Source organism: Actinacidiphila oryziradicis (assembly GCF_005047355.1).
GTDB classification, from domain to species: Bacteria; Actinomycetota; Actinomycetes; order Streptomycetales; family Streptomycetaceae; genus Actinacidiphila; species Actinacidiphila oryziradicis.
This window is the reverse complement of record NZ_SUMC01000017.1, coordinates 15,406-40,856: the sequence shown is the minus strand read 5'-3', so window position 1 is coordinate 40,856 and position 25,451 is coordinate 15,406. Positions and strand designations below refer to the sequence as shown.

The following is a 25,451-nucleotide window of genomic DNA, read 5'->3' as shown; positions in this document are numbered from 1 at the left end:
CATGAGAACACTCAATGTTCGCCTACCGGCCAACCAACGATGGGCGACAAAGCCACCTTTCGACCATTGAATCTCCCCCGGTGCGACGCCTTTGGCTCGCCCATCCGAGGTGGGGAGAGCAGCGACGATGGCATCTGCAGACGCGGGGTCTGGCAGACCCGGCTCGTACGGGCACGAATCGTACGACGACGACATCCCGCGCCGGCTGGGCACCGCCCGCGCCGCGGGTGACCGGATCTTCCGGTACCAACTGACCACCGCCGGGGCAGCAGTGCTGGCCATCATGGCGGCGGTCGGCCTGTTCCTGCTGCTGAGGGCCGCCCAGGCGCTGCGCGCCACCGGTTTCTCCTTCCTCACCACCGCCCAGTGGCAACCGGACGTACACCACTTCGGCATCGCCGCCGTCCTCACCGGGACCCTGCTGATCGCCGGCGTCGCCGTCGTCATCTCGCTGCCGCTGGCGCTCGGTACCGCGCTGTTCATCTCCGACGTGGCACCGCGCCGGCTGCGTCGCACGCTGATCGCGATGGTGGATCTGATGGCCGCCGTGCCGTCGGTGGTGTACGGGCTGTGGGGGCTGTTCTTCCTGCAGAAGAATGTGATCGGGCTGTCGCGCTGGCTGTCCGACTGGTTCGGCTGGATCCCCTTCCTGAAGGTGGACGGCGCCCAGCCCGGCGACCCGCTGGCCTCCGCCAGCGTCTACACCGCCTCGTCCTTCGTCGCCGGGATCGTGGTGGCGCTGATGGTGGCGCCGATCCAGTGCTCGGTGATGCGCGAGGTCTTCTCGCAGGCCCCGGCGGGCGAGCGGGAGGGCGCGTACGCCCTTGGCGCGACCCGCTGGGGCATGATCCGCGCGGTGGTCCTGCCCTACGGCAAGGGCGGGGTGATCGGCGGCACGATGCTGGGGCTCGGCCGGGCGCTCGGCGAGACCATCGCCGTGTACCTGATCATCTCGCCGGTCTTCACCATCCAGCCGCACATCCTGCAGACCGGCTCCAACTCCGTCTCCTCGCTCATCGCCCTGCACTACGGCGACGCCTCCGACTTCGGGATGTCAGCGCTGATGGCGGCGGGCCTTGCGCTCTTCCTGCTCACCCTGGCGGTCAACTTCACCGCGTCGACGATCGTGGCCCGCTCCCGGTCCGGCGCCCAGAGCGAGGCATGAGATGACGGTCGTCGAAGAGACAACGCAACCGCTCACCGAGCCGACACCCCCCGAGGGGCCTGACACGCCCGAACTCCCCGACCAGCCGCGCCATATCGGCGGCCTGAGCCGCTCCGGCGTGCTCTCCCTCTGCGGCGCCGCCGCGTCCGGGCTGTGCGTGGCGCTGCTGCTCTTCGGCAGGCTTGCCCCGCTCTCCGGGGGGCTGGGCTTCGTGGTCATCGCGTACCTCGCCTTCCTCGCCGCCTACGCGGTGCTGGTCGGCCTGGAGGAGGACGGCCCCGCCGTCCGCGACCGGGTGATGACGGTTGTCCTGTGGTCGGCCGCGTCGCTGCTCTTCGCCGCTCTCGTCCTCGTCGTCGGCTTCACCCTCTACCGGGGCCGCGACGCACTCACGCACCTGAACTTCTTCACCCAGGACATGCAGAAGGCCGGTCCGCTGGACCCGCTCAGCAACGGCGGCATAGCCCACGCGATGCTCGGCACCCTGATCATGATCGTGATCGCACTGGCCATCACCGTCCCGCTCGGGCTGGCCTGCGCGGTCTATCTCAACCAAGTGCCGGGGCGCTTCTCCCGGTTCGTACGGACCATCGTCGAGGCGATGACGGCACTGCCGTCGATCGTGGCCGGGCTGATGGTGTACGCCACCTGGATCCTCGGCCTCGGCCTGCAGAAGTCCGGGCTCGCGGCCGCGTTCGCGATCAGCGTGATGATGCTGCCGATCGTGATCCGGGCGGCCGATGTCGTCCTGCGGCTGGTCCCCGGCACACTCACCGAAGCGGCCGAGGCGCTCGGCGCGCCGCGCTGGCGCACCGTATGGCACGTAGTACTCCCCACCGCCCGCTCGGGACTGGCCACAGCGGTGATCCTCGGCACCGCGCGCGGCATCGGCGAGACCTCCCCGGTGCTGCTCACCGCGGGCTACACCGCCGCGCTCAACACCGACCCGGCGCACGGCCCGATGGTGTCGCTGCCGCTCGCGGTCTTCTCCTTCGTCAAGTCCCCCGAACCCGCCATGATCGCCCGCGGCTTCGGCGCGGCGGCGGTCCTGATGGCCCTGGTCCTCGTGCTCTTCGCGATCGCCCGGGTGATCGGCGGCCGGGGCCCCGGCCAGCAGAACAAGCGCCAGGCGCGGCGCACGCAGCGCGCCTCCCGGCGCGATTCGGAGCGATTCGCGCAGCCGCACGATCCCGAACTGCCCCCGCTCGGGTGGGAACCCGCCCCCGGTAACGGAGAGAACGCCTGATGCCCCGCCGCCTCGCTCCCCGCAGCTTTTCCTCAATCACCGGACGGGCTGGTTCCGTCCTCAATCGCCGGACGCGATCGGAGCAGCCACCGCGACAGCGGGAGGTCCGCCCGCGCCGCCCGGCGGCGTCAAGCCGGCCGCGACCCGGTGCCGTGCCGCTGCGCCGGCGCACCCTCGGCGCCCTCATGGCGCTGCTCACCGTCGTGGCGTCCGTGCTGCTCGGTCCCGACGCGGGCGCCGCCGCCGCTTCCGGCAGCTACACACCGGTCGCCGGGGCCGGGTCGACCTGGGCCGAGAACGCGGTGGACGAGTGGCGGCGCGATGTCACGCAGTACGGCATGCGGATCAGCTACTCCGGTACCGGATCGTCGGACGGCCGCCGCCAGTTCCTGAACGGCACCGTGGACTTCGCGGTCTCCGACATCCCCTTCCAGACGCACCCGACGGACGGCTCGGCGGCCGAGAGCCCGGCGTCGGGCAGTTACGCGTATATGCCGATCGTGGCAGGCGGCACGGTCTTCATGTACCACCTGACGATCGGCGGAAAGAAGGTCACCAATCTCCGGCTGTCCGGGGATGTCGTGACGAAGATCTTCACCCGCGCCATCAGCTACTGGGACGACGCCGCGATCAAGGCCGACAACCCGGGGCTCGCGCTACCGCACCGCACCATCGTGCCGGTGGTCCGCTCCGACGGCTCGGGCTCCACCGCCCAGTTCACGCTGTGGATGGCGAACCAGCACAAGGCGCTGTGGAATGCCTACTGCGGTCGTGTCGGCCGCTCGGGAGCGTGCGGTGAGACGTCGAACTACCCGACCACCTCGGGGATGATCGCGCAGTCCGGTGACCTGGGTGTGGCGGGGTACGTCGCCCAGGGCTACGGCGAGGGCGCGATCGGCTACGTCAACTACTCGTACGCGCGCAATGCGGGATACCCGGCCGCCAAGGTCCTGAACCACGCCGGGTACTACACCGAGCCGACCGCGCAGAATGTCGCGGTCTCGCTGCTCAAGGCGAAGATCAACACCAATGCGAAGTCCGCCGACTACCTCACCCAGCAGCTCGACGGCGTGTACACCGACACCGACCGGCGCAACTACCCGCTGTCCAGCTACTCGTACATGATCCTCCCGCTCAAGGTCCAGGGGACCTTCACCAAGGCCAAGGGCAGGACGCTGGGCGCCTTCTCCTACTACTTCATGTGCCAGGGCCAGCAACAAGCCCCCAAACTCGGCTATTCGCCCCTGCCGATCAACCTGGTCCAGGCCGGCTTCCAACAGATCCGCCGAATACCCGGCGTCGTGACCAAGAACATCAACATCAAGAGCTGCAACAACCCCACCTTCAGCTCCGACGGCACCAACCAACTCGCGAAGACCGCCCCCTACCCGCAGGCCTGTGACAAGCAGGGCGCGACTCCCTGCAGCACCGGAAGCGGCGGCGCCACGAGCTCCAGCAGCAGCTCGGGCGGTTCCTCCGACGGTACGACCGGCGGAACCGCCGGGACGACGGGCGGCACCAGCGGCTCCAGCGCCGGCGGCGCCGCAGGGGGCACATCGGGCGGGGCGGCCTCGGTCAACCCCGACACCGGCCAGACCATCTCCGCCTCGGGCGGGGCGACCGGCACCGGAACAGGCGGCGCCACCGCCGCCGGCACCGTCGCGCTCGCCCAGCCGGTGACCGTGGCCGGGCAGGCCGGCTGGGGCGGCGCGCAGACCCTGATGCTGCTGGCGGTGCTTGCCGTGTTCGCACTGATCCTGCTTCCCTCCGTCGTCTCCCGGGTGCTCCGCGCCCGCGAGGACGCGTCCTCGTGAGGAGCAACGACATGACACCTCGGTATGTGCGCACGGCCCTGGGCACTGTCCGGGAGCGCCTGCGCAGGGGCCCGGACACCTCGGCGTACCCGGGCCGGCCCCACGGCCGCCCGGGGCAGCACCCCGGCGCCCGGCTCCTCCTGCGCCTCACGGCGGGCGCCGCCATAGGCGCTCTGCTGGGCGGCGTGGTGGCCCAGGCCGCGCAGCCCGCGACAGCGGCGAGCGCCGACCAGAGCTCCGCCGTCACCGCCTCAGGCCGCGGCGAGTTCGCCGGCATGAAGTTCACCGTCGGCCAGACCAAGCACCTCACCAGCCAGGGCGTCAGCGTCTCCTGGACCGGCGGCACCTCCACCACCTTCGCCGGCACCCAGTTCAACACCGACTTCGTCCAGATCATGCAGTGCTGGGGTGCCGACGACGGCACTGTCCCGAGCAACCCCGGGCCACCGCGCACCCAGTGCGAGTACGGCGCTTCGCCGACCACCGGACGCAGCACCTGGCCCGGCAACGGCTACGACGACACCCGTGCCGTCATCTACAGTGCCGACCCCGCCAACTACGGCAGGGACAACCGCTACGGGGCCGGCGGTAACTTCGGCCAGGGTGAAGTGCCCTTCAAATCCGTCGACGGCACCGTGATCACCAACAGCACCCAGAACAACGCCCTCTACAGCTACAACACCACCAACGAGGTCGACTTCGCCCGCACCGGTGCCGACGGCACCGGCCAGCAGAACTTCGAGATGCAGACCGCCAACGAGGCCCCGCAGCTGGGCTGCGGCGACGCCGTCAGGACATCCGGTGTCACGAAGCCGCGCTCCTGCTGGCTGGTGATCGTTCCGCAGGGCCACCTGGACCTCGACGGCAAGCCGTACGCGGACCCCACCCAGGTCAATGCCGGCTCCCCGGTCTCCTCCACCAACTGGCAGAACCGCATCGCGATCAAGCTCGACTTCAATCTGGTCGGCAACAGCTGCGCCCTGGGGTCCAACGAACGTGCCACCACCGGCAGTGAGCTCGCCGCGGACGCCATGACCAGCTGGCAGGCGTCGCTGTGCTCCACCGGCACCGTCTTCGGCTACACCCAGCTCGGCGAACCCGACGCCCGGAACGAACTCATCTCCGACGGCAGCGCGGGCATGGTCTTCACCACCCGGGCCCTCGGCTCCGACTACGGCACCAGCGCGCCCACCGGCAAAACCAGCTATGCGCCGGTCGTCGTCGCGGGCGCCGTCATCGGCTTCACCATCGAACGAAGAGCGAAATCCACGGCCCCGGAATCGGTGCAGAAGCAGTCGGGCACCAAGGTCCAGTCCATCGACCTCACCCCGAGGCTCGTCGCCAAACTGCTCACCGAGTCCTACCGCAGCTCCACCTGGGGCTCGGTGACGACCCAGCATTCCGGCGGCACTTCCACTCAAAAAGCCGCCAAGGGCTACGCGTGGACTCTGAACAACCCCGCCGGTCTGGTCAGCGACCCCGAATTCGTGCACTACAACCCGGAGTTCGCCAACCTCGCGGTCGCCGAGAACCCCGGCACCGATACCGACCTGATCACCGCACTCGGCCGCTCCGACACCGCCCGGCAACTGTGGGCCTATGCGGAGTCCGACAAGACGGCCCGGCAGTTCCTCGCCGGTGTCCCCGACGACTGGGGCATGCGGGTCAACCCGTACTACAGCACCAACCCCGACCTGAACCCCACCGGCATCGCCTTCGACACCTCCCTCGACAGCTACCCCAAGAGCGACCCCTGGTGCACCATCCCCGCCAACAGCGGCGCCACGGACAAGCAGTGCATGACCGACTTCCACCCGTACGTGGACGACATGCACTCCGGCGCCCTGCACACGCTCCGCGCCGACACCCTGTGGAAGTCGACCTGGAACCCCCTCGTCAGCCCCCCGTCATGGCAGAGCCCCGGCCCGCAGACGGTCGGCCAGCGCTTCGTGCTCACCATCACCGACGCCGCCTCCGCCGCACGGTACGGCCTGCAGACCGCCCGGCTGCTCAACGCCTCCGGGAAATTCGTCGCACCCACCACTACGGCCCTGACCGTCGCCGCGGCGACGGCGAGCAGCACCGACAGCGGCGTCAGCCCGGTCGATCCGGCCACCCAGAAGGCCAAGAACGCCTATCCGCTCACCGAGCTGGTGTACGCCGCCACACGGCCCGCCGAGCTCAAGGCCGCGGCCCGTCAGGACTACGCGCAGCTCCTGCGGTACGCCGCCGGCGCCGGACAGACCACCGGGTCCAACCCCGGTGAACTGCCCCCCGGCTACGCCCCGCTGTCCAAGGCACTGCGCGCCAAGACCCTCAGCGCCGCCACCGTGCTGGCCGACTGGAAGACGACCTCGGACTCCTCCACCACCAGCAGCAGCGGAACCACCGCCACCGGCGGAACCACGAACACCACCACCGGAAACGGCAGCACCTCCGGAACCACCGGCGCCACCACCCCGAACGCCTCCGCCAACGCAAGCGCCGGCCCCAGCAGCACCGCCAGTTACGGGGGCGGAACGGCGGTCGAGACGACCGCCACCGGCACCACCCCCGCGGACCCGGCCAACGCCCTGCGCTACGCCGTGCCGGTGGGAGCCGCGCTCGGACTGCTCGCCGCGTTCGGCGCACCGCTGGCGGGCGGCGCCGGCCTTCGGTCACTACCGCTGCCGCTACGGCTGAATCTGCCGGGCGGCCGGACCGTCACCGTCCTGCCCCGCCTCACCCTCCCGGGCCGCCTGCGCCGGCTGCGCGTACCGGGCCGCGGTGGCAAGGACGGCACGCCGCTCGGCTGACAGCACCCACAGACGACCGTCCGCCCCGAAAGGCAGTCGGGGCGGACGGCCAGCACCACCATGCCAGACCGCGAACGCCCGAGGCGTCCGCGCGCGCCACCAGCAGTACCTCCAGCACCACCAGCGCCACGACCCGCTTTCACTACCCTTAGCAGGAGACCTTTCATGCGCATGAAGCGCTCCACGGCCGCCGCGACCGCGGCCTTCACGGTCGCCGTCGCGATCGGCAGCCTGACGCTCGCGAGCCCGGCCTCCGCCGACCCGGCGTCCGGTACCTTCCGCACGCTGGTCGGCGTAGGCTCCGACACCACCCAGGACGTGCTGAACGCCCTCGCCGGCGAGACCGTCAACGGCACCAGCTACGCGTCCACCGCCGTGACCGCGAACGGTGCCGGCATCGCCTCGTACGACGCGGTGGACCCCAGCACCGGCTCCACCACCGCCAACATCACGACCCGCCAGAACGGCACGTCGTTCCTGCGCCCCAACGGCTCGGGCCCCGGCCGCGCGGCGCTCAGCTCCTCCCTCACCGGCACCAACTTCCCGGTCAAAGACGGGACCGTCATCCCGGGCCAGGTGGACTTCGCCCGCTCCTCCGGCGGCCCGGGCGTCAGCGGCCCCGGCATCACCGCCCTCACCTATGTCCCGTTCGCCCGGGACGCGGTCGGCATGCTCGTCAAGGGCACCGCGCTCGCGAACCTCACCGCCGCGCAGCTGGCCGAGATCTACACCAGCAGCAAACCCATCACGGTCAACGGGCAGAACGTCACCCCGTACATCCCGCAGGCCGGCTCGGGCACCCGCAAGTTCTTCCTGGCCGCGATCGGTGTCCAGGACGGCAGCCTCGGCTCGATCGTGCAGCCGACGCAGGAGAACCAGGCCAACGGCGTCATCGCCAACGACGGCGACCTGATGCCGTTCTCGGCGGCCAGCTGGATCGCCCAGAACAACGGGATCGCCCCCGACCACAGCACCACCGCCAAGACCGGCGGCGCCTACCTGGCCTCGATCACGTTCTCCGGCGACACCACTGCCACCGCCCCCGTCCAGACCGCGGCGGGCGGCAAGCTCGCCCCGGTCGAGGCCTACTACAACAACGCGACCTTCGGCCGCGACGTGTACAACGTCCTCCCGACCCGTGCGATCGACCCCACCAGCATCTTCTACAACGACTCGCTGTACGACATCTTCGTCACCAGCGGCGCCGCCCACCCGGCGGCCCTGGCCTCCGCCTCCAGCGAAGCCGTCATCGCCGACTTCGGCTTCGTCAACGAGTCGTACAACGGCTCGGTCGACCCGACGAAGCACGCCAAGTTCGGCGGCCTGGAGGACGGCTCCTCCAACGTCCTGCCCGGAACCTCCACCCTCACCGCCGCCCCCGGCGCCGGCAGCCTCAAGATCTCCTGGGCCGCGCCCCTCGACCTCGGCCTCCCGGTCACCGACTACCGCGCGGTGCTGACCGGCCCCGCCGGCACCGTCGTCGCCAACAAGGACGTCACCGCCCCCACCACCTCGTACACCTTCACCGGCCTGGCCGCAGGCAGCTACAGCGTCGCCCTCTACGCCGACAACCTCGCCGGCTCCGGCGCCGCCGCCACCTGGACCGGCACGGTCTCCGCCGTCAAGACCGCCAGCACCACCAAGGCCTCCGCGCCGAACACCGCGTACGGCCAGGTCCCGAAGGTCGCCGTCACCGTTACCGGCGCGAGCGTCCCGACCGGCAAGGTGACCGTCAAGGAGGGCAAGACGACCCTCGGCACCGCCACCCTGGACAAGAACGGCAAGGCGTCGGTCGCCCTGCCCAGGACCCTCAGTGTCGCCACGCACTCCCTCACGGTGTCGTACGCCGGTGACAGCAAGCTCAACGCCTCCTCCGCCACCGCGAAGCTGACGATCACCAAGGCCACCCCGGCCGTCACCAGCACCGCGCCCGCCACCATCAGCCACACCAAGCAGGCCAAGGTCACCGTGACGGTCACCGCCACCGGCACCGTGCCCGGCGGCAAGGTGCGGATCTACGAAGGTACGAAGATCATCGCCACCGGCACCCTCAGCAAGGGCAAGGTCGTCATCACCCTGCCGAAGCTCAAGAAGGGCAAGCACGTGCTGCACGCCTTCTACACGGGCTCGACGACCGTGATCGCGAAGTCCGGCAAGAGCTTCACCATCAAGTCCACCTGATCACCGGTTCCCAACCACCGGGCGGGCTTTGACCAGGTCAAGCCCGCCCGGCCCCGCCGCACCCCACCCGTCCCAAGGAGGCCGGCCGCCGTGACGGTCGCCGTACAGATCCAGATCCCCCGGATCCCCGCCGCGCGGCAGCTCGCCCGGGGCGCGCTGCTCACCCTCGCCGCGCTGCTGCTCGGCCTCACCGCACAGCTCCTGCTGCTCAGCGGCATCCAGCAGCGCGCCGCCCAGCAGTCCGCCCACGACGCGCTGCGCGCCACCCTCGCCGAGGGCACCGCGCCCGTCGCCCAGACCAATCAGCAGGGCCAGCTGCTCGCCCCCGGCACGCCCGTGGCGCTCATCGACATCCCGGCGCTCCACCTCCACCAGGTCGTCCTGGAGGGCACCGACTCCGCCGTCCTCGCCGACGGCCCCGGCCACCGCCGCGACACCCCGCTGCCCGGACAGGCCGGCATCAGTGTGCTGATGGGCCGCGCCGCGGCATACGGCGGCCCCTTCGGCGACCTCGCCCACCTGGCCCCCGGCACCGCCTTCACCGTCACCACCGGCCAGGGCAAGGCCCGCTACCGCGTCCTGGACACCCGCCGGGCCGGTGACCCCGCTCCTGCCGCGCCCGCCGCAGGCAAGGGCCGCCTCGTCCTGGTCACCGCCACCGGCACGCCCTACCTCCCCCGGGGCATCCTGCGGGTCGACGCCGACCTCGTCTCCCCCACCGACCAAACCCCCGCCGCCACCATCCAGTCCGGCACCCTCCCGAACTCCGAGGAGCCCATGGCGAGCGGCTCCAGCGTCCCCTGGCCGCTGGTCATGTGGCTCCAGGCACTCGCCCTCGCCTCGGCCGGCGCCGTCTGGGCCTGGTACCGCTGGGGCCGCCACCAGACCTGGATCGTGTTCGCACCGCTCGTCATGGTCCTCGGCCTCCAGGTCGCAGGCCAGGCCACCCAGCTCCTCCCCAACCTCCTGTAAAGGCCGCCGCCATGACCACCGCCACCACAGCCCCCGCCGCCCCTGCCTCACCCGCCTCACCCGCCTCCCTGGACGCCCGTGCCGTCTCCGCCTGGTTCGGCACCCACAAAGTCCTCGAACGCGTCACCCTCAACATGCCCGCCGGCCAGGTCACCGCCCTCATCGGCCCCTCCGGCTGCGGCAAGTCGACGTTCCTGCGCATCCTCAACCGCATGCACGAGCTCATTCCCGCCGCCCAGCTCGCCGGCGAAGTCCTCTTCGAGGGCGAGGACATCTACGCCCCCGGCCGCCGCCTCACCGACGCCCGCCGCCACATCGGCATGGTCTTCCAGAAGCCCAACCCCTTCCCTGCCATGTCCATCTACGACAACGTCGTCGCCGGACTCCGCCTCACCGGCGTCCGCGCCAACCGCCAGACCAAGGACGACCTCGTCCAGGAGTGCCTCAGCCGCGCCGGCCTCTGGAAAGAAGTCCGCGACCGCCTCCGCCAGCCCGGCGGCGCCCTCTCCGGCGGCCAGCAGCAACGCCTCTGCATCGCCCGCGCCCTCGCCGTCCGCCCCCGCGTCCTGCTCATGGACGAGCCCTGCTCCGCCCTCGACCCCACCTCCACCCGGCGCGTCGAGGAGACCATCCAGGAATTGGCCAGCGAGGTCACCGTCGTGATCGTCACCCACAACATGCAGCAGGCCGCCCGCGTCTCCCAGCAGTGCGCGTTCTTCCTCGCGGAGCAGGGCACCCCCGGCGGCATCGTCGAACACGGCCCGACGACGGACATCTTCGGCGCCCCCAAGGACGACCGCACGGCGGATTACGTGGCGGGGCGCTTCGGCTAAGGCGCGGCGCCTGCGGCGGGCCTTTCCCCTGACCCGCCCCTTCCCGGCTGCGTCCGATTTGCGGCTGGCGCCGCGTGGGGGGCTGTGCCCCCTGGACCCGCCCCCTACGCCCTGCGGGCGTGGGGGGACCCCCAGGTCATGTGCGGGCTGTGGCCGGGATGTGCCCACCCTGCCCCAGCCTTCGGCCGGGAGGTGCCCCCAGGAGGTGCCCCCATCTCGCTTCGCTCGGCCCTGCGGCACGCCCGCCCACAGCCAGGTGGCATTTCCAGCCCGTCCGGCGTTTGAGGACTGGGGGTCCCTCCTACGCCCGCCAGGGCGTAGGAGGCGGGCCCGGGACGGAGCCCCCCACGCGGCGCCAGCCGCAAATCGGACGCAGCCGGGAAGGGGCGGGGAGAGGAAGGGCCCGCCGCAGCCGCCCCGCCACCCGCGCCCGGCGTCAGCCGCCCAGCACCACCGTCAAAAACTCCGCCGTCCACGACAGCAGCTCCCGCCCCACCACCGGCTTGCCGCCGACCCGCGCAGTCGTCGGACGCGGCACCAGCAATTGCTTCGCCGCGTTCTTGATGACCGTACGCGGATACAGCCGCCCCAGCCGCAGCTCCTGCGACTCCCGCAGCTCCACCGGCCCGAACCGCACGTTATTGCCCTGCAACGTGATGTCCGAGACCCCCACCTTCCTGGCCAGCAGCCGCAGCCCGGCCACCATCAGCAGATTCTCCACCGGCTCCGGAAGCTTGCCGTAACGGTCCACCAGCTCCTCCCGCACCGCCGCGATGTCGTCCTCCGAATTCGCCGCCGCGATCGCCCGGTACGCCTGCAGCCGCAGCCGCTCCCCCGGCGCGTAGTCGTGCGGGACATGGGCGTCCACGGGCAGCTCGATCTTGACTTCGAGCAGGGTCTCCTCCGGCTCGCCGCCACCCGTCTCCAGCGAAGCCCGGTAGTCGGCGACGGCCTCGCCGACCATCCGTACGTACAGATCGAAGCCGACCCCCGCGATATGCCCGGACTGCTCGCCGCCGAGCAGATTGCCCGCGCCACGGATCTCCAGGTCCTTCATGGCCACATACATACCTGCGCCCATTTCGGTGTGCTGGGCGATGGTCGCCAGCCGCTCGTGCGCGGTCTCGGTGAGCGGCTTCTCCGGCGGGTAGAGGAAATACGCGTAACCACGCTCACGGCCACGCCCCACACGCCCGCGTAGCTGGTGAAGCTGCGACAGCCCGAAATTGTCGCCCCGCTCGACGATCAGCGTATTCGCGTTCGAGATATCGATACCCGACTCGACGATCGTCGTCGAAACCAGCACATCGAACTTCTTCTCCCAGAAGTCGACCACGACCTGCTCCAGCGCGCTCTCCCCCATCTGCCCGTGCGCGGTGGCGATCCGCGCCTCCGGCACGATCTCCCGCAGCCGCGCCGCCGCCCGGTCGATCGACTCGACCCGGTTGTGGATGTAGAAGACCTGGCCCTCGCGCAGCAGCTCACGGCGGACCGCCGCGCCGATCTGCTTCTCCTCGTACGGGCCGACGAAGGTCAGCACCGGGTGCCGCTCCTCCGGCGGCGTGGTGATCGTCGACATCTCGCGGATGCCGGTGACCGCCATCTCCAGGGTGCGCGGGATCGGGGTGGCCGACATGGTCAGGACATCCACATTGGCACGCAGCTTCTTCAGCTGCTCCTTGTGCTCGACGCCGAAGCGCTGCTCCTCGTCGACGATCACCAGGCCCAGGTCCTTGAACTTCGTCTCCGACGAGAAGAGCCGGTGGGTGCCGATCACAAGATCGACCGACCCCTCGCGCAGCCCCTCCAGCACCGCCTTCGCCTCGCTGTCGCTCTGGAAGCGCGACAGCGCCTTCACCATCACCGGGAACTGCGCGTACCGCTCCGAGAAGGTGGAGAAGTGCTGCTGGACGAGGAGCGTGGTCGGCACCAGGACAGCGACCTGCTTACCGTCCTGCACCGCCTTGAAGGCGGCGCGGACCGCGATCTCGGTCTTGCCGTAGCCGACGTCGCCGCAGATCAGCCGGTCCATCGGGACCGACTTCTCCATGTCCTCCTTCACCTCGGCGATGGTGGTGAGCTGGTCCGGCGTCTCCACGTACGGGAACGCGTCCTCCAGCTCCCGCTGCCAGGGTGTGTCCGGCCCGAAGGTGTAGCCCGGCGCCGCCATCCGCGCCGAATACAGCCGGATGAGGTCGGCGGCGATCTCCTTGACCGCCTTCTTCGCCCGCGCCTTGGTCTTGGTCCAGTCCGCGCCGCCGAGCCGGTGCATCGACGGAGCCTCGCCGCCGACGTACTTGGTGACCTGCTCCAGCTGGTCCGTCGGCACGAACAGCCGGTCTCCGGGCTGGCCCTTCTTCGCCGCCGCGTACTCCACCAGCAGATACTCGCGGGTCGCGCCCTGGACGGTGCGCTGCACCATCTCCACGTAACGGCCGACGCCGTGCTGCTCGTGCACGATGTAGTCGCCGGCCTGCAGGGTGAGCGGGTCGATCGTCTTACGCCGCCGCGACGGCATCCGGCCCATGTCCTTGGTCGCGGACTTCTGCCCGGACAGGTCGGTCTCGGTCAGCACCGCGAGCTTCAGACCGGCGTCGACGAACCCGGTCTCGATCGAACCCGTCGCCACATGCACGACCGACGGCTGGATCTCTGCCGACAGGTCCAGGTCCAGCCGGGCCGCGATGCCCTCATTGCCCAGCACCTCGACGATCCGGGCCGCCGGGCCATGACCCTCCGTGACGTACACCGTGCGCCAGCCCTCGGCCAGCCAGCCCTTCGTGTCGGCCAGGGCCCGCGCGGTGTCGCCCCGGTACACCTCGGGCGCGTGCATCCCGAGCAGCAGCGTGTCCTCGTCCAGCTCCTCCGCCGGCGCGTCGGCTGATGTCGCAGCAGCGGCGAACGAGCTGATCGACCACCACGGCATCCCCAGCTCGCGGGCATGGTCCCGTACGTCGGCGATCGACCACAGCGACGCCGCGCCCAGGTCGATCGGCGCCTCGCCACCCCCGGCCGTCGCCGCCCACGACGCCTCCAGGAACTCCCGGCTCGTCGCCACCAGATCCGCCGCCCTCGTCCGCACCCGCTCCGGGTCACAGGCCACCGCCATGCTGCCGGCCGGCAGCACGTCCATCAGCAGCTCCATGTCATCGACCAGGACCGGGGCCAGCGATTCCATGCCCTCGACCGCGATACCCTCGGCGATCTTGTCCAGCAGCTCATTGAGCTCCGGGTGCCGCAGCGCCAGCTCCGCCGCCCGGCCCCTCACTTCCTCCGTGAGCAGCAGCTCACGGCACGGCGGCGCCCACAGCCCGTGCTCGGCGACTTCAAGGGACCGCTGATCGGCAACCTTGAAGTACCGGATCTCCTCAACGTCGTCCCCCCAGAACTCCACCCGCAGCGGATGCTCCTCCGTCGGCGGGAACACATCCAGGATCCCGCCCCGTACGGCGAACTCGCCGCGCTTCTCCACCAGCTCCACCCGCGCGTACGCGGCCGCCGCCAGCCCGTCCACGATCTCGTTCAGATCCGCGCTCTGCCCGCTGCGCAGGCTCACCGGCACCAGGTCCCCCAGCCCCTTGACCTGCGGCTGCAACACAGACCTGACCGGCGCCACGACCACCCTCACCCGCCCCGCCGTCGGGTCGTCCGCACTTGGGTGCGCCAGCCTCCGCAGCACCGCCAGGCGCCGCCCCACCGTGTCCGACCTCGGCGACAACCGCTCATGCGGCAGCGTCTCCCACGCCGGATACTCCGCGACCGCGTCCGGCGGCAACAGCGACCGGAGGGCCCCCGTCAGGTCCTCCGCCTCCCGCCCGGTCGCGGTCACCGCCAGCACCGTCCGCCCCGTCCGCGCCGCCAGCGCCGCGATCGCGAAGGGCCGCGCCGCCGGCGGCCCCACCAGGTCGATACTCGGGCGGTTGCCGTCACCGGCGGCCTTGACCGCCTCGGCAAGTGCGGGGTCGCTGACGACAACGTCGAGCAGGCCGTTCAAGCTCATGAAGGCTTTCCGTCCCAATACGTGATGCGTGATACGTGATACTGCGTGATTCGTGCGGGCCCGTGGCCGGCGTGACATGACCGAACAACGCGAACCGCCCGACACGTCGAACGGGCCGGGGTGTCCCAGCGTACTTCGCCGCACCGACAGCCGCCGCCGAAGGACGTGGGAATGAGGTGATTACACGATCGAGTACGGTGCGGGTAGTTCCGCGTACGGACGGTAGCCGCCGCCTAGAAACGGTTGCCCGGCAACCCGGGTCCGGGTCCGCACAACGAGTGCGCCATACGTCACGCTCCGCGAACAATCGAACGCAGGCAGTCCATCCGCCTGGGCGAGGAGCAGTTACAGCAACAACGAGGGCGAGTCCTGCGTCGCCGCGACCCCCACCACCGCCGTCCACGTCCGCGACTCCAAGGACCCGGATGGCAGCCCCATACTCACCTTCACGCCGAACGCCTGGGCCGACTTCATAAAGTCGACCCAGGCGTCCTGAGGCTGAGGCCGGGGCCAACCCCCCGCCGCCGCGTTAGCTACTCCGTAGCGATCGCGTTCAGCACATTCAGCCGCCCCGCCCGGAAGGCCGGGAAGAGGGCCGCGGCGAGCCCCACAAAGGCGGAGCCGATGAACACGGTCACGATCGTCGACCAGGGGATCTCCAGCACCCCGAGACCTTGCAGGGCCAGCAGCTTCTGGGCGGTCGCGCCCCAGCCCATGCCGAGCCCCAATCCCAGCACCGCACCGAACAGTGCGATGACGATGGATTCGAGGCGGATCATGCGGCGCAGTTGGCGGCGGGACATCCCAATGGCGCGCATGAGGCCGATCTCGCGGGTGCGTTCGACGACCGAGAGGGCGAGGGTGTTCACGACGCCGAGGATGGCGACGATGATGGCGAGCGCCAGGAGGCCGTAGATCAGGTTCAGCAGCTGGCCGATCTGGTCCTTGAGGACCTGCTTGTAATCGGCCTGGTTGCGGACCGTGATCTGGGGGAAGCGGCTGAGCTGCTGTTTAAGGGACTGGTACGCGGCGTCCTGCTGTCCGCTCTTGGCGGCGGCGAACATCATGTAGTTCATTGGCATCTTGTCGGCGGGGACGTAGCGAGCCGCCGTCGTGATGTTGGTGTACATGGCGCCCTGGTCGAAGACGGTGTCCTTCGAGGTGATGGCGTTGATGGTGAGTTTGGCGGTGGTGCCGCCCTTGAAGGCGACGGTGAGTTGGTCACCGAGCTTGATGTGGTTCTTGGTGGCGTAGCCCTCGCCGACCGACATGGCGCCGGGGTTGTAGGCGTCGGGCAGCTTGCCGGCGATGGTCTTGACCTGGAGGTCCTGGGCGTACGTGGGGTTGGCGGCGGTGATCGACGTGTTCTCCGTCGAGCCGTCCGGGGCGGTGAGCTTGACGTCGAGGAACTTGTTCTCGGTGACGTGGGCCAGGTAGGAGGCGGATTTCACCGCCTTGGCGATCTCGGGGGTGACGGGCTGGCCGCCGGAGGGCTCGATGATGAAGTCGGCGCCGACTGACTTGTCGAGCTGGTCGCTCGCGCTGGCGACCATGGAGGACCCGACCACTGACAGGCCCGCGACCAGGGCGAGGCCGATCATCAGGGCGGCTGCGGTGGCACCGGTACGACGGGGGTTGCGGAGGGCGTTGCGCTCGGCGAGGCGCCCGACGGGGCCGAAGACGCGGAGGAGGCCGGCGCTGATGACCCGTACGACGACCCCGGCGAGCAGCGGGCCGACGACGACGAAGCCGAGCAGCGACAGGACGACACCGAGGCCGAGGAGGCTCGCGCCGGTCGAGGTCTTGGTGGCCTGGCTCGCGCCGACGAGGGCGGCGGCGCCTATCCCCGTGAGCAGGATGCCGATGGCGGCGCGGATCTTGCCGGCGCGGCCGTCGGCGGGGGTGCCGGCGTCGCGGAGGGCGGCCATGGGGGAGACCTTGCCGGCCCGGCGAGCGGGCAGGTAGGCGGCGAGGACGGTGACGATGACGCCGATGGCCAGGCCGATGACGGGGGTGGTGGCCTTGATGGTGAGTTCGGAGGTGTCGAGCTTCATGCCGGTGCTGCCCATGAACTTCATCAGGCCGATGGCGAGGCCGACGCCGCCGCCGATCCCCAGCAGGGAGCCGATGATGCCGAGGAACAGTGCCTCGACGAGCACGGACCGGTTGACCTGGCCGCGGCTGGCGCCGAGGGCGCGCATGAGGCCGATTTCCCGGGTGCGTTGCGCGACGAGCATGGAGAAGGTGTTGACGATGAGGAAGATGCCGACGAGGACGGCGATTCCGGCGAAGCCGAGCATCGCGGTTTTGATGACGCCGAGGAAGGAGTCGATGCCGTTCTTGTTGTCGGCGGTGGACTCGGCCTTCGTCTGAATCTTGTAGCCGGTGCCGGTGCCGAGGTCTGCGGCGACGGCCTTCTTCAGCTGGTCGTTGCTGACGCCCTTGTCGGCGGTGAGCATGATTTTCGAGAAGACGTTGGCCGAGCCGAGGAGCTTGGTCTGGGCGGTCGCGGTGTCGAAGTAGAAGACGGCCGCGCCGGGGTTGGTGGTCTTGAAGGTGGTGATGCCGGTGATCTTCGCCTTGAAGTCGCCGGGGACCGCGATGACCCGCAGTTCGTCGCCGATCTTGAGGTGGTGCTTGTCGGCGGTGTCGGAGTCGACCATCAGCTCGGTGGGGCCGCGCGGGGCGTGGCCGGAGGTGAGTGCCACGGACCGCAGCTCGGTCGGGTCCCAGTTGGTGCCGATGGTGGGGGCGCCGGAGGTGGGGCTGAGGTTCTTGTTGGCGGCGGTGACGACGGTGAGGGACTGGCTGTCGGCCTTGCCGATGGCGGATTTGACGCCGTTGACCTTCTTCAGCTCGCCCACGACGGAGGCGGGCAGGGTGACGGCCTTGGTGGTCGTCTGCTGGTCGGCGCCGCTGGGGGCGCCCTTGGGGCTGACGGTGACGTCGGCGGCCGTGGCGGCGAAGAGCTTGTCGAAGGTCGCCGTCATGGTGTCGGTGAAGACGAGGGTGCCGCAGACGAACCCGACGGACAGCAGCACGGCGATGGCGGAGAGCGCCATACGGCCCTTGTGCGCGAAGAAGTTGCGCATCGAGGTTTTGAGGACGGTCATGACGTCCTCCCGCGCGCGTCGAAGGCGGGGGCCTGGGGGGTTCCCCCAGAAAGATTCAGCATGCGCTCAAGGACGGTGTCTGCGGTGGGGCTGGTCATCTCGTCAACGATCCGGCCGTCGGCCAGGTAGAGGACGCGGTCGGCGTACGAGGCCGCGACCGGGTCATGGGTGACCATGACGATCGTCTGGCCGAGTTCGTCCACGGACTTGCGCAGGAAGCCGAGGACTTCGGCGCCCGCCCGGGAGTCGAGGTTTCCGGTGGGCTCGTCGCCGAAGATGATGTCGGGGCGTGCGGCGAGCGCGCGGGCGACGGCGACGCGTTGCTGCTGGCCGCCGGAGAGCTGGTTGGGGCGGTGCTTGAGCCGGTCGGCGAGGCCGACGGTCCCGATGACCTTGTCCAGCCACTCCCGGTCGGGCTTGCGGCCGGCGATGTCCATGGGCAGCGTGATGTTTTCCGCCGCATTGAGTGTCGGCAGGAGATTGAACGCCTGGAATATGAACCCGATGTGATCCCGGCGCAGTTGGGTGAGCTTCTTGTCCTTCAGCTTGGTGATCTCGGTGCCGCCGACCCAGATCTGCCCGCTGGTGACGGTGTCGAGTCCGGCCAGGCAGTGCATCAGGGTGGACTTGCCGGACCCGGAGGGGCCCATGATGGCGGTGAAGCGGCCACCGGCGATGTCGACATCGACGGCGTCGAGCGCGACGACGCGGGTCTCCCCGGCACCGTACGCCTTGGTGACCTGGCGGCCGCTGGCGGCAACAGCCGTACTTCCTCCGCTGCCCCCGGACTTGGGAATGGTTACTGCCGTTGTCACTGTTTTCTCCCGGATTTTCATGAGCGTTGCGTGCGTCATCAGCTTGTCGCTGCGGTGGGGGGTGGGGCGATGGTGCGAAGCCCCGTATCCCCAGGGGGGCTAGCCCCACCAGAACTCTAGGGAGCCCCGGGGGGCCGCACCTCCTTCGCCGGAACGAATCGGGGGTAGGAGAAAGCACGCCGGATCCCCTAGGGGACTGCGACTTTCGGCGGACCTGGCCCGGCCCGACCTGACCCCGACCTCGCGGTCCGGATTCGCGGTTCGGAGCCGAGTGTGCGGCTTCCAGTGGCGGGAGACTCAAGCCCGGACGACCGGCACGCAACGTGGCCGGCGCGGAAACCCACTACCGGACTCCAGGTTCCACCTGGAAGGGTGTGGCATACACATACCATGGGAGGGCACACCCAATGCCGCAGCATCAGCAGGCCGTACTGGCCGGAACGGGCGCCTCCCCTCCTCGGGGGCGCGGGCCGGTGGTCGCCGCGCTGATGCTCGCGATGGCGCTCGCGGCGATGGACTCCACGATCATCTCGACCGTCGTCCCGCAGATCGTCGGCGATCTCGGCGGCTTCTCGGTCTTCTCGTGGCTCTTCTCCGGCTATCTGCTGGCGGTCACGGTGACTCTGCCGGTGTACGGCAAGCTCGCCGACATGTTCGGCCGCAAGCCGGTGCTCATCTCCGGTATCGCGCTCTTTCTGCTCGGCTCGCTGCTGTGCGCCGGGGCGTGGGACATGGCGAGCCTCATCGCCTTCCGCGTCATCCAGGGCCTGGGCGGCGGCGCGATCCAGGGCACGGTGCAAACGGTCGCGGCGGACCTGTACGCGCTGAGGGAACGGGCGAAGATACAGGCCGCCATCTCCACCGTGTGGGCGGTCTCGGCCATCGCCGGGCCACTGGCGGGCGGCCTTCTCGCCGAGTACGCCGACTGGCGGTGGATCTTTCTGGTCAATGTGCCGATCGGCTTGATGGCGCTGCTGCTCATAGTCCGCCACCTGCGCGAATCGGGGTCCTCCGCCGGTACACAGACCCGGCGCAGTGTCGACTGGCCCGGCGCGCTCGGGCTTTTCGTGTCGGGCGGGGTGGTGCTCTTCGCCCTCGTCCAGGGCGGGGTGGCCTGGGGCTGGCTGTCCTGGCAGTCGCTGATTCTGTTCGGCGCGGGTGCGGCCGGTGCGGTCGTCACCGTATGGATCGAACGGCACGCGGCCGAGCCGATCATCCCCGGGTGGGTGTGGCGGCGGCGCGTCATCGCCTCGGTGAATCTGGCGCTGGGCGCGCTCGGGGTGGTGATCATCGCGCCGACCGTCTTCATGCCGATATACGGGCAGACCGTGCTCGGCCTCGGTCCCGTCCAGGCCGGCTTCGTCCTGTCCGTCATGTCGCTGAGCTGGCCGATGTCGGCCGCCTTCAGCAACCGCGTCTATATGCGGATCGGGTTCCGCGACACCGCGCTCATCGGCATCACCGCCGGTACCGCGATCCTTTTGGCCCTTACGTTGCTGCCCAACGGCGGCCCGGCGTGGCAGCCGGCGCTGGTCATGCTGCTGCTCGGCGGCGCCCTGGGGCTGTTCCAGCTGCCGCTGATCGTCGGGGTGCAGTCGACTGTGCGGTGGGCCGAACGTGGTACGGCGACTTCGTCCATCCTGTTCTGCCGGCAGGTCGGGCAGAGCGTGGGCGCTGCCGTTTTCGGCGCCGTCGCCAATGCGGCGCTTTCCGGTACGCCCGGGGGTGTCGCCGGGCTGCGTGGGCTCAACGGTGCGTCGGAAGCGGTGCGGAGGGCCGTCGGGGCGGCCGTCAATCATGTGTATGTGGGGGCCGTGCTGGCGGCGGGGGTGGCGGTGCTGGTGCTGGTCTTTGTCATGCCGCGCCGCTTTCCCGTCCTCGCGGAGGGGGACGAGGGCTAGGGCCTGTCCGGCCGATCTCCGCGGCGTCGCGTGCCCTGGCACCAGCGCTCGCGGCGTTGTCGTCAGTCGACGACGCTCCGCGTCGCCTCCCTCCTCCGCCTTGCGGCCGCCAGACGCAAACGCCCGCTCAGGCGTCCGGGGTGTCCGGGGCTTCCGGGGCGTCCGGTCTGTCCCGGGGGTCCCGGCCGGAGAGGGTGGCGAGGGATTCGCGGATGTGGGTGAGGTGCGCGCGGATCTCGTCCTGGCGGACCTCTTGTTCGCGGAGCGAACGCTCGGCCTGCCGGCGGATCCGGTCCTCACGGACCCGGGCCTGGGCGAGAAGCTCGGCGGCTTCGGCCTCTGCGGCGTCCTGGCGGCGGCGGGCGGCGTCCTCTTCCGCGTGGAGCACCTGGGAGGCCTCGCGGAGCTGTGCCTCGGCGTAGGCGGCGAGTTCGGAGATGCGGCTTTCGAGGCCGGCGGCACGTTCGGCGAGGTCGTGCTCCAGGGTTTCGAGCTGCTCACGGCGCTCATCGCTCAGCCCGTTGAGGGTGCGGGTGGCATCCTCCCTGACGGCGTTGAGCACCTGTTGGGCCTCGTCCAGGGTGGCGGCGGCCTCGCGCTCGGCCTCGCGGCGCAGCTCGGCGACGTGGGCGCCGGCTCCGTCGAGGACGCGGCGTTCGTGCTCCTCGATGGCGGCGCGGCGGGCCTGGGCAGCGGCGTGGGCCTGGTCGAGGAGGGCCTGGCGGGCGGTCTCGGCGGCGGCGCGGGCATTGCGCGCCTCGACCGAGGCGCGTTCCCGTACGGCCGCGGCCTCGGTCTCGGCGAGGCGGAGGAGTTCTTGCGCACCGGCGCTGAGGGCTGCGTAGGAGGGCGGGCCGAGGGCTTCGACCTGGGCTCGGAGGGCGGCGCATTCGGCCTCCATGTCATTGGCGAGGACGGTGAGCCGGGCGGCGCGCTCCCAGGCCGCGTCGCGGTCCTCGGAGAGCTCCTCCAGAAAGCGGTCGACCTGCTCGGGGTGGTAGCCCCGGACCCGGGCGGCGCTGAAGCCGTAGGGTGATGCGGTGCTGGTCATGGAAGGCCCCTTTCATCCCTCGCCATACAGCAACCACTTTTGTATATTTGCACGAAATGTCCACGTACCGACACACGAAAGAGGCACGCCCCGCCGTTTCTGACGGAGCGCGCCTCTCTTGCGGCTGTTCCCGCGGGTTTCCCGCAGGGCCGGACCTGACGGATCCCTGCTAGGGCCCGTCCGGCCGCTACGGCGGACGGGCCCTAGAGCAGGCCGTCCCACATCTGCTCGATCAGCACCGCCCACCAGTGCTCCGGCGAGGCGATCGCCGCCGGGTCGAGGGCGGCCAGCTGGGCCTGGAAGTCAACCGTCCAGCGACCCGCCTGATCGGGCGTCAGCCCGAGTCGGAGCCGCCACATCCGCCCCAGCAGCGCCAGGCACCGCGCGAACTCCGGCAGGCTCGAATTCACGAACTGCGGCACGCTCGACTCCCCGCCGGGGGCGGCTTCCAGCGGTACGGCGACGACGTGCGCCGTACCGTACTGGACACACATCTGGCGGCCGAAGTCACTGCCCATGACCAGGTAGGAGCCCGCGTCCGGAGCCGGCCGGACCCGGCGCTCCGCCGCCAGCTCGGCCAGTGTGGGCACCGGGCGGCCCGGCTGGGCCTGGGCCCAGAAGAACGGGCCGAAGTCCACCGGCAGGCCGACCCAGGTCAGCGTCTGCGCGACGATGTCCGGCACCCCCTGGCGGGCCGCCGCCCGCTGGTCGAACCGGAAGATTCCCTGCGGTCCGAACGCCTGCACCAGCTCGTGCCCGATCCCCTCGATGGGGATGAACGGCGCCCGCTGCACCTGGTTCGGGTCCGGCATCGGCACCCGCTGCGGCTGCGGACGGGCCGGGCCACCGGCCACCTGGTGCAGCTCGCCCTGGTGCGTCAGCAGATGCTGCACGCCGTGCCGACGGCCCGCGTGGTCCTTCCCGTACGGGGCGGTGTGGCTGACCCGCACCTGCGGCCACGTCTCGCGGACCATACGGGCGCAGTAGCCGCCGGGCAGCTCGCACGACTCCAGCTCGGTGTGCAGCTCCAGCACCTGCTGCGGCGGCACGCCGAGCGCCCGCAGCTCATGCAGGATCTGCCACTCCGGGTGCGGGGTGCCCGGCGCCGAGCGCCGGATGATCTGCTGCTCCGAGCCGTCCGCCGCGCGGTACCGCAGCACGGCCATATAGCCGGGGCCCACCGTCGGCACCCCGGCGGGCGGTGGCGGGGGCACGTACCCTCCGGCGGGTGCGCCGGGCACCGGCGGTGCGGGGGCGGGTGTGGCGTTGAGGTCCACTGCCGGGGCAACCCGCGTCGGGACGTAGCCGCCCCCGGGCACCCCACCGGGCACCCCACCGGGCGCCCTCGGCGGCGGAGGAGGCGGCGGCACGGTCCCGCGCCCGGCCTTCGCCGTCGGCGCCGCCGCGATGTCCCCGGCGCCGGGGGGACGGCCCGGCGGCGCACCCGGGTATCCGTACCCCGGGGCGGCAGGGGGCGGCGGAGGCGCAGCCGGTGCACTCCGCGCAGCCGGGTAGCCGTAACCACTCGCACCCGGGACCGCCGTCGGCGGAGGCGGCGGAGGCGGAGGCGGCACACCCGGACCACCCATGGCCGGGGCCGCGAGGGCGGCCGGCGGGGGCAGTGGAACGGCGGGGCCGGACGGCGGGGGAAGCGGGGCGCCCGGGAAGGGGGGGACATGGGGCCGCTGATCGGGGTCGGCCGTCGGGGGCGCGAAGACCGTGGCAGGCGGCGCGACCGACTCGGCGTCGTCGGCGCTGTTCGCGTTGGTCCACGGTGTGGCCGATACCGGCGGCGGCGTACGTTCCGAGGTGGACCCACTGGCCGAAGCGCCAGAAGCGCCGGAAGCACTGGAAACGGACGGGCGGTGCGCTGCGGACCCCGGGCCCGGGACACCCGCGCCGCCACCGCCACCCGTCGCCCGGCCGGCATCCGTAGCAGCCGCCGGACCGCCACCCAGGACAACCGTTTCGCCGGAATCGGCCCCCTGAAAGGAGCCGGAGCGACGGCGGTCGGGGATGCCCATCTTGTCGGCGGCGTCCTGGAGCCATTGCGGGGGGCTCAGCAGGAACGACGTGGCCTCCAGATCGATCCGCTGGGGCGGCCCGGGGACCGCGTCCGCGAGATGGGCGCCGTATTCCTCCTCATAGCGGCGGATGACCTCGCCCACGGGGAGTCCGGGCCACAGCGATGCCTCGCCGCTGTCGCGGGCGATGACAAGCCGGATCCGGGCGTCGTCGCTGCCTGCGGAGGGTACGCCCTCGCGCGGCTCGGACCAGGCCACGAAGCCGAGTTCGAACTCGCGGACCCGCACTTCACGAGCCTCGTACGCCGGAACGTCACCATTGATCCACCGTTCGGCGCGCTCCTGCGCCTGTGCGAAAGTGACCACGACCGGATCTATCCCTCCACCGGGACGGCGCTGGCGAAGCCGCCCTCGACCATCAGGTTCGCAACGGTGCCGAGCTCCGGCGGGTTGCCGGCCAGCCGCAGCAGGAAGTCGTCGAAGTTCGCACCGCAGGATTGCAGGAGGGCGGCCACCCGCTCCTGCGGGGATTCCCATTCCACGTCACCGCCGTCGCGCACGTCGTCGTACGCGCAGAACCAGACCGAGCCAAGCTCCTCGCCCCGGACCTTGATCGCGACCACTCCGCCCTGGACGTAGCAGATCCCGAGATAGTCCTTGGTGAGGTGGTCGCGCAGGCATTTGTTCACGTAGACGAGGTCGTTGACGGCGGCCTCGTCGCGGAGCGTGAAAAACGGCTGGTCGACGAGGAGTCCAAGACCGGGGTCGAGGGCCACGCCGACGGGCGCGCAGCCGCCGGCCGCCTTGAGGAAGGTGCGGTAGCCGCCGGGGAGCCGGTAGCCGAGCTCCTCCTCTGCGTCGCGGATCTGGTCCTCGGTGACGGCGACCGGGTCGGTAGGCAGACCGAAATGGACCGGACGGGCGTCCTGGAGGGGGCGGGTGCCGTGCTTGGTCCGGTCGGTGGCGGAGGCGGCGAGGCCGCCGTGGTGCCGGAGCAGCGCCTTGACCTCGACAGGGATCAGCTCGAGCCGCCGGGTGCCGACGACATGGTGCCAGGTCCAGCCGTGCGGGGTGGCGACGGTCGGGAGGCTCGCCCACAGTTCGTGACCGGCCGCGTGGTGGGCGGCGTTGGCCGATACGTAGTCGGTGAGCCGGAGCTCGTCGATGCCGAAGCCGTCGGGCGGCTCGGCGATCTCGGCCGCCGCGCGGGCGTACGGGGTGAAGTCCGGGTAGCCGTCGTCGTCCACCCATACGCCCTTCGGGTGGCGCGTGGCGCGCACCGGGTCCGGGAAGCGTACGAACTGCCCGGCGTAGGCGGCGTTGGGTGGCACGGTCTGCTGCCCGAGCCGACCACCTGTCGTCATTGCGGATGCCCCCTGCTGAATCTGGCTGTTGGCGACAGCCTAGGGGGTCCGGCGAGCGTAAGCCCGGGGCAGGGCCGTACCCCGGCCGTAGCCCGGCCGCACTCCGGGCGCCGTGACATATCGCACACGGCTATGTCCGATCCCAGTACCTGACTTCCGTACCACCAGGCACATTTG

14 protein-coding genes and 1 pseudogene are annotated in these 25,451 nt (G+C 70.7%); 9 read left to right on the top strand and 6 right to left on the bottom strand.

The features are described from left to right. The first annotated feature begins 127 nt into the window (after positions 1-127). The 7 genes from pstC to FCI23_RS18985 all read left to right on the top strand — a co-directional run bounded on the left by pstC (position 128) and on the right by FCI23_RS18985 (position 11,006). Complete coding sequence (gene pstC, locus FCI23_RS19015) at positions 128-1,165, top strand: phosphate ABC transporter permease subunit PstC (RefSeq protein WP_136725107.1); 1,038 nt, start codon at positions 128-130, stop codon at positions 1,163-1,165. Position 1,166: 1 nt separating this feature from the next. Further along, positions 1,167-2,411 (top strand): phosphate ABC transporter permease PstA, encoded by a 1,245-nt coding sequence (gene pstA, locus FCI23_RS19010; RefSeq protein WP_136725106.1) that lies wholly within the window; start codon positions 1,167-1,169, stop codon positions 2,409-2,411. A gap of 152 nt (positions 2,412-2,563) precedes the next feature. Beyond that, complete coding sequence (locus FCI23_RS19005; RefSeq protein ID WP_246143826.1) at positions 2,564-4,225, top strand: phosphate ABC transporter substrate-binding protein PstS; 1,662 nt, start codon at positions 2,564-2,566, stop codon at positions 4,223-4,225. A gap of 11 nt (positions 4,226-4,236) precedes the next feature. Further along, complete coding sequence (locus FCI23_RS19000; RefSeq protein WP_136725105.1) at positions 4,237-7,020, top strand: hypothetical protein; 2,784 nt, start codon at positions 4,237-4,239, stop codon at positions 7,018-7,020. A 165-nt stretch (positions 7,021-7,185) separates the two neighbouring features. Further along, complete coding sequence (locus FCI23_RS18995) at positions 7,186-9,201, top strand: Ig-like domain repeat protein (protein ID WP_136725104.1); 2,016 nt, start codon at positions 7,186-7,188, stop codon at positions 9,199-9,201. Positions 9,202-9,291: 90 nt separating this feature from the next. Beyond that, positions 9,292-10,173: a sortase gene (locus FCI23_RS18990; RefSeq protein ID WP_136725103.1), complete on the top strand. Its 882-nt coding sequence runs from the start codon at positions 9,292-9,294 to the stop codon at positions 10,171-10,173. Between the two features lie 11 nt (positions 10,174-10,184). Further along, the gene (locus tag FCI23_RS18985; RefSeq protein ID WP_136725102.1) at positions 10,185-11,006 is read left to right on the top strand and encodes a phosphate ABC transporter ATP-binding protein; all 822 of its coding nucleotides are present in this window, start codon (positions 10,185-10,187) and stop codon (positions 11,004-11,006) included. Positions 11,007-11,442: 436 nt separating this feature from the next. On the opposite strand, the gene mfd is transcribed toward FCI23_RS18985, so the two are convergent. Continuing rightward, positions 11,443-15,006: a transcription-repair coupling factor gene (gene mfd / locus FCI23_RS18980; RefSeq protein WP_136725101.1), complete on the bottom strand. Its 3,564-nt coding sequence runs from the start codon at positions 15,004-15,006 to the stop codon at positions 11,443-11,445. A gap of 340 nt (positions 15,007-15,346) precedes the next feature. Between mfd and FCI23_RS18975 the strand changes: the two are divergent. Next, positions 15,347-15,502: pseudogene (locus tag FCI23_RS18975) on the top strand (DUF397 domain-containing protein); the annotation flags it as partial. A 37-nt stretch (positions 15,503-15,539) separates the two neighbouring features. On the opposite strand, the gene FCI23_RS18970 reads toward FCI23_RS18975, so the two are convergent. Together FCI23_RS18970 and FCI23_RS18965 are read right to left on the bottom strand one after the other, a co-directional pair. Then, the gene (locus FCI23_RS18970) at positions 15,540-18,119 is read right to left on the bottom strand and encodes an ABC transporter permease (protein WP_136725100.1); all 2,580 of its coding nucleotides are present in this window, start codon (positions 18,117-18,119) and stop codon (positions 15,540-15,542) included. Beyond that, entirely contained in the window at positions 18,116-18,934 is an 819-nt protein-coding gene (locus FCI23_RS18965) for an ABC transporter ATP-binding protein (RefSeq protein WP_136725099.1), read from the bottom strand. Before FCI23_RS18965 ends, FCI23_RS18970 begins: the two co-directional genes overlap by 4 nt. Positions 18,935-19,341: 407 nt before the next feature. Between FCI23_RS18965 and FCI23_RS18960 the strand changes: the two genes are divergently transcribed. Beyond that, on the top strand, positions 19,342-20,835 hold the full coding sequence (locus FCI23_RS18960; protein WP_136725098.1) for an MFS transporter: 1,494 nt from the start codon (positions 19,342-19,344) through the stop codon (positions 20,833-20,835). A 127-nt stretch (positions 20,836-20,962) separates the two neighbouring features. Here FCI23_RS18960 and FCI23_RS18955 read toward each other — a convergent pair whose 3' ends face one another. The 3 genes from FCI23_RS18955 to FCI23_RS18945 all read right to left on the bottom strand — a co-directional run bounded on the left by FCI23_RS18955 (position 20,963) and on the right by FCI23_RS18945 (position 25,274). Further along, on the bottom strand, positions 20,963-21,886 hold the full coding sequence (locus tag FCI23_RS18955; RefSeq protein ID WP_136725097.1) for a DivIVA domain-containing protein: 924 nt from the start codon (positions 21,884-21,886) through the stop codon (positions 20,963-20,965). A gap of 203 nt (positions 21,887-22,089) precedes the next feature. Beyond that, positions 22,090-24,276: an SUKH-4 family immunity protein gene (locus tag FCI23_RS18950; protein WP_136725096.1), complete on the bottom strand. Its 2,187-nt coding sequence runs from the start codon at positions 24,274-24,276 to the stop codon at positions 22,090-22,092. A gap of 8 nt (positions 24,277-24,284) precedes the next feature. Next, a complete protein-coding gene (locus FCI23_RS18945; protein ID WP_136725095.1) occupies positions 24,285-25,274 on the bottom strand; it encodes an SMI1/KNR4 family protein in 990 nt (329 codons plus the stop codon). Between the last annotated feature and the right edge of the window lie 177 nt (positions 25,275-25,451).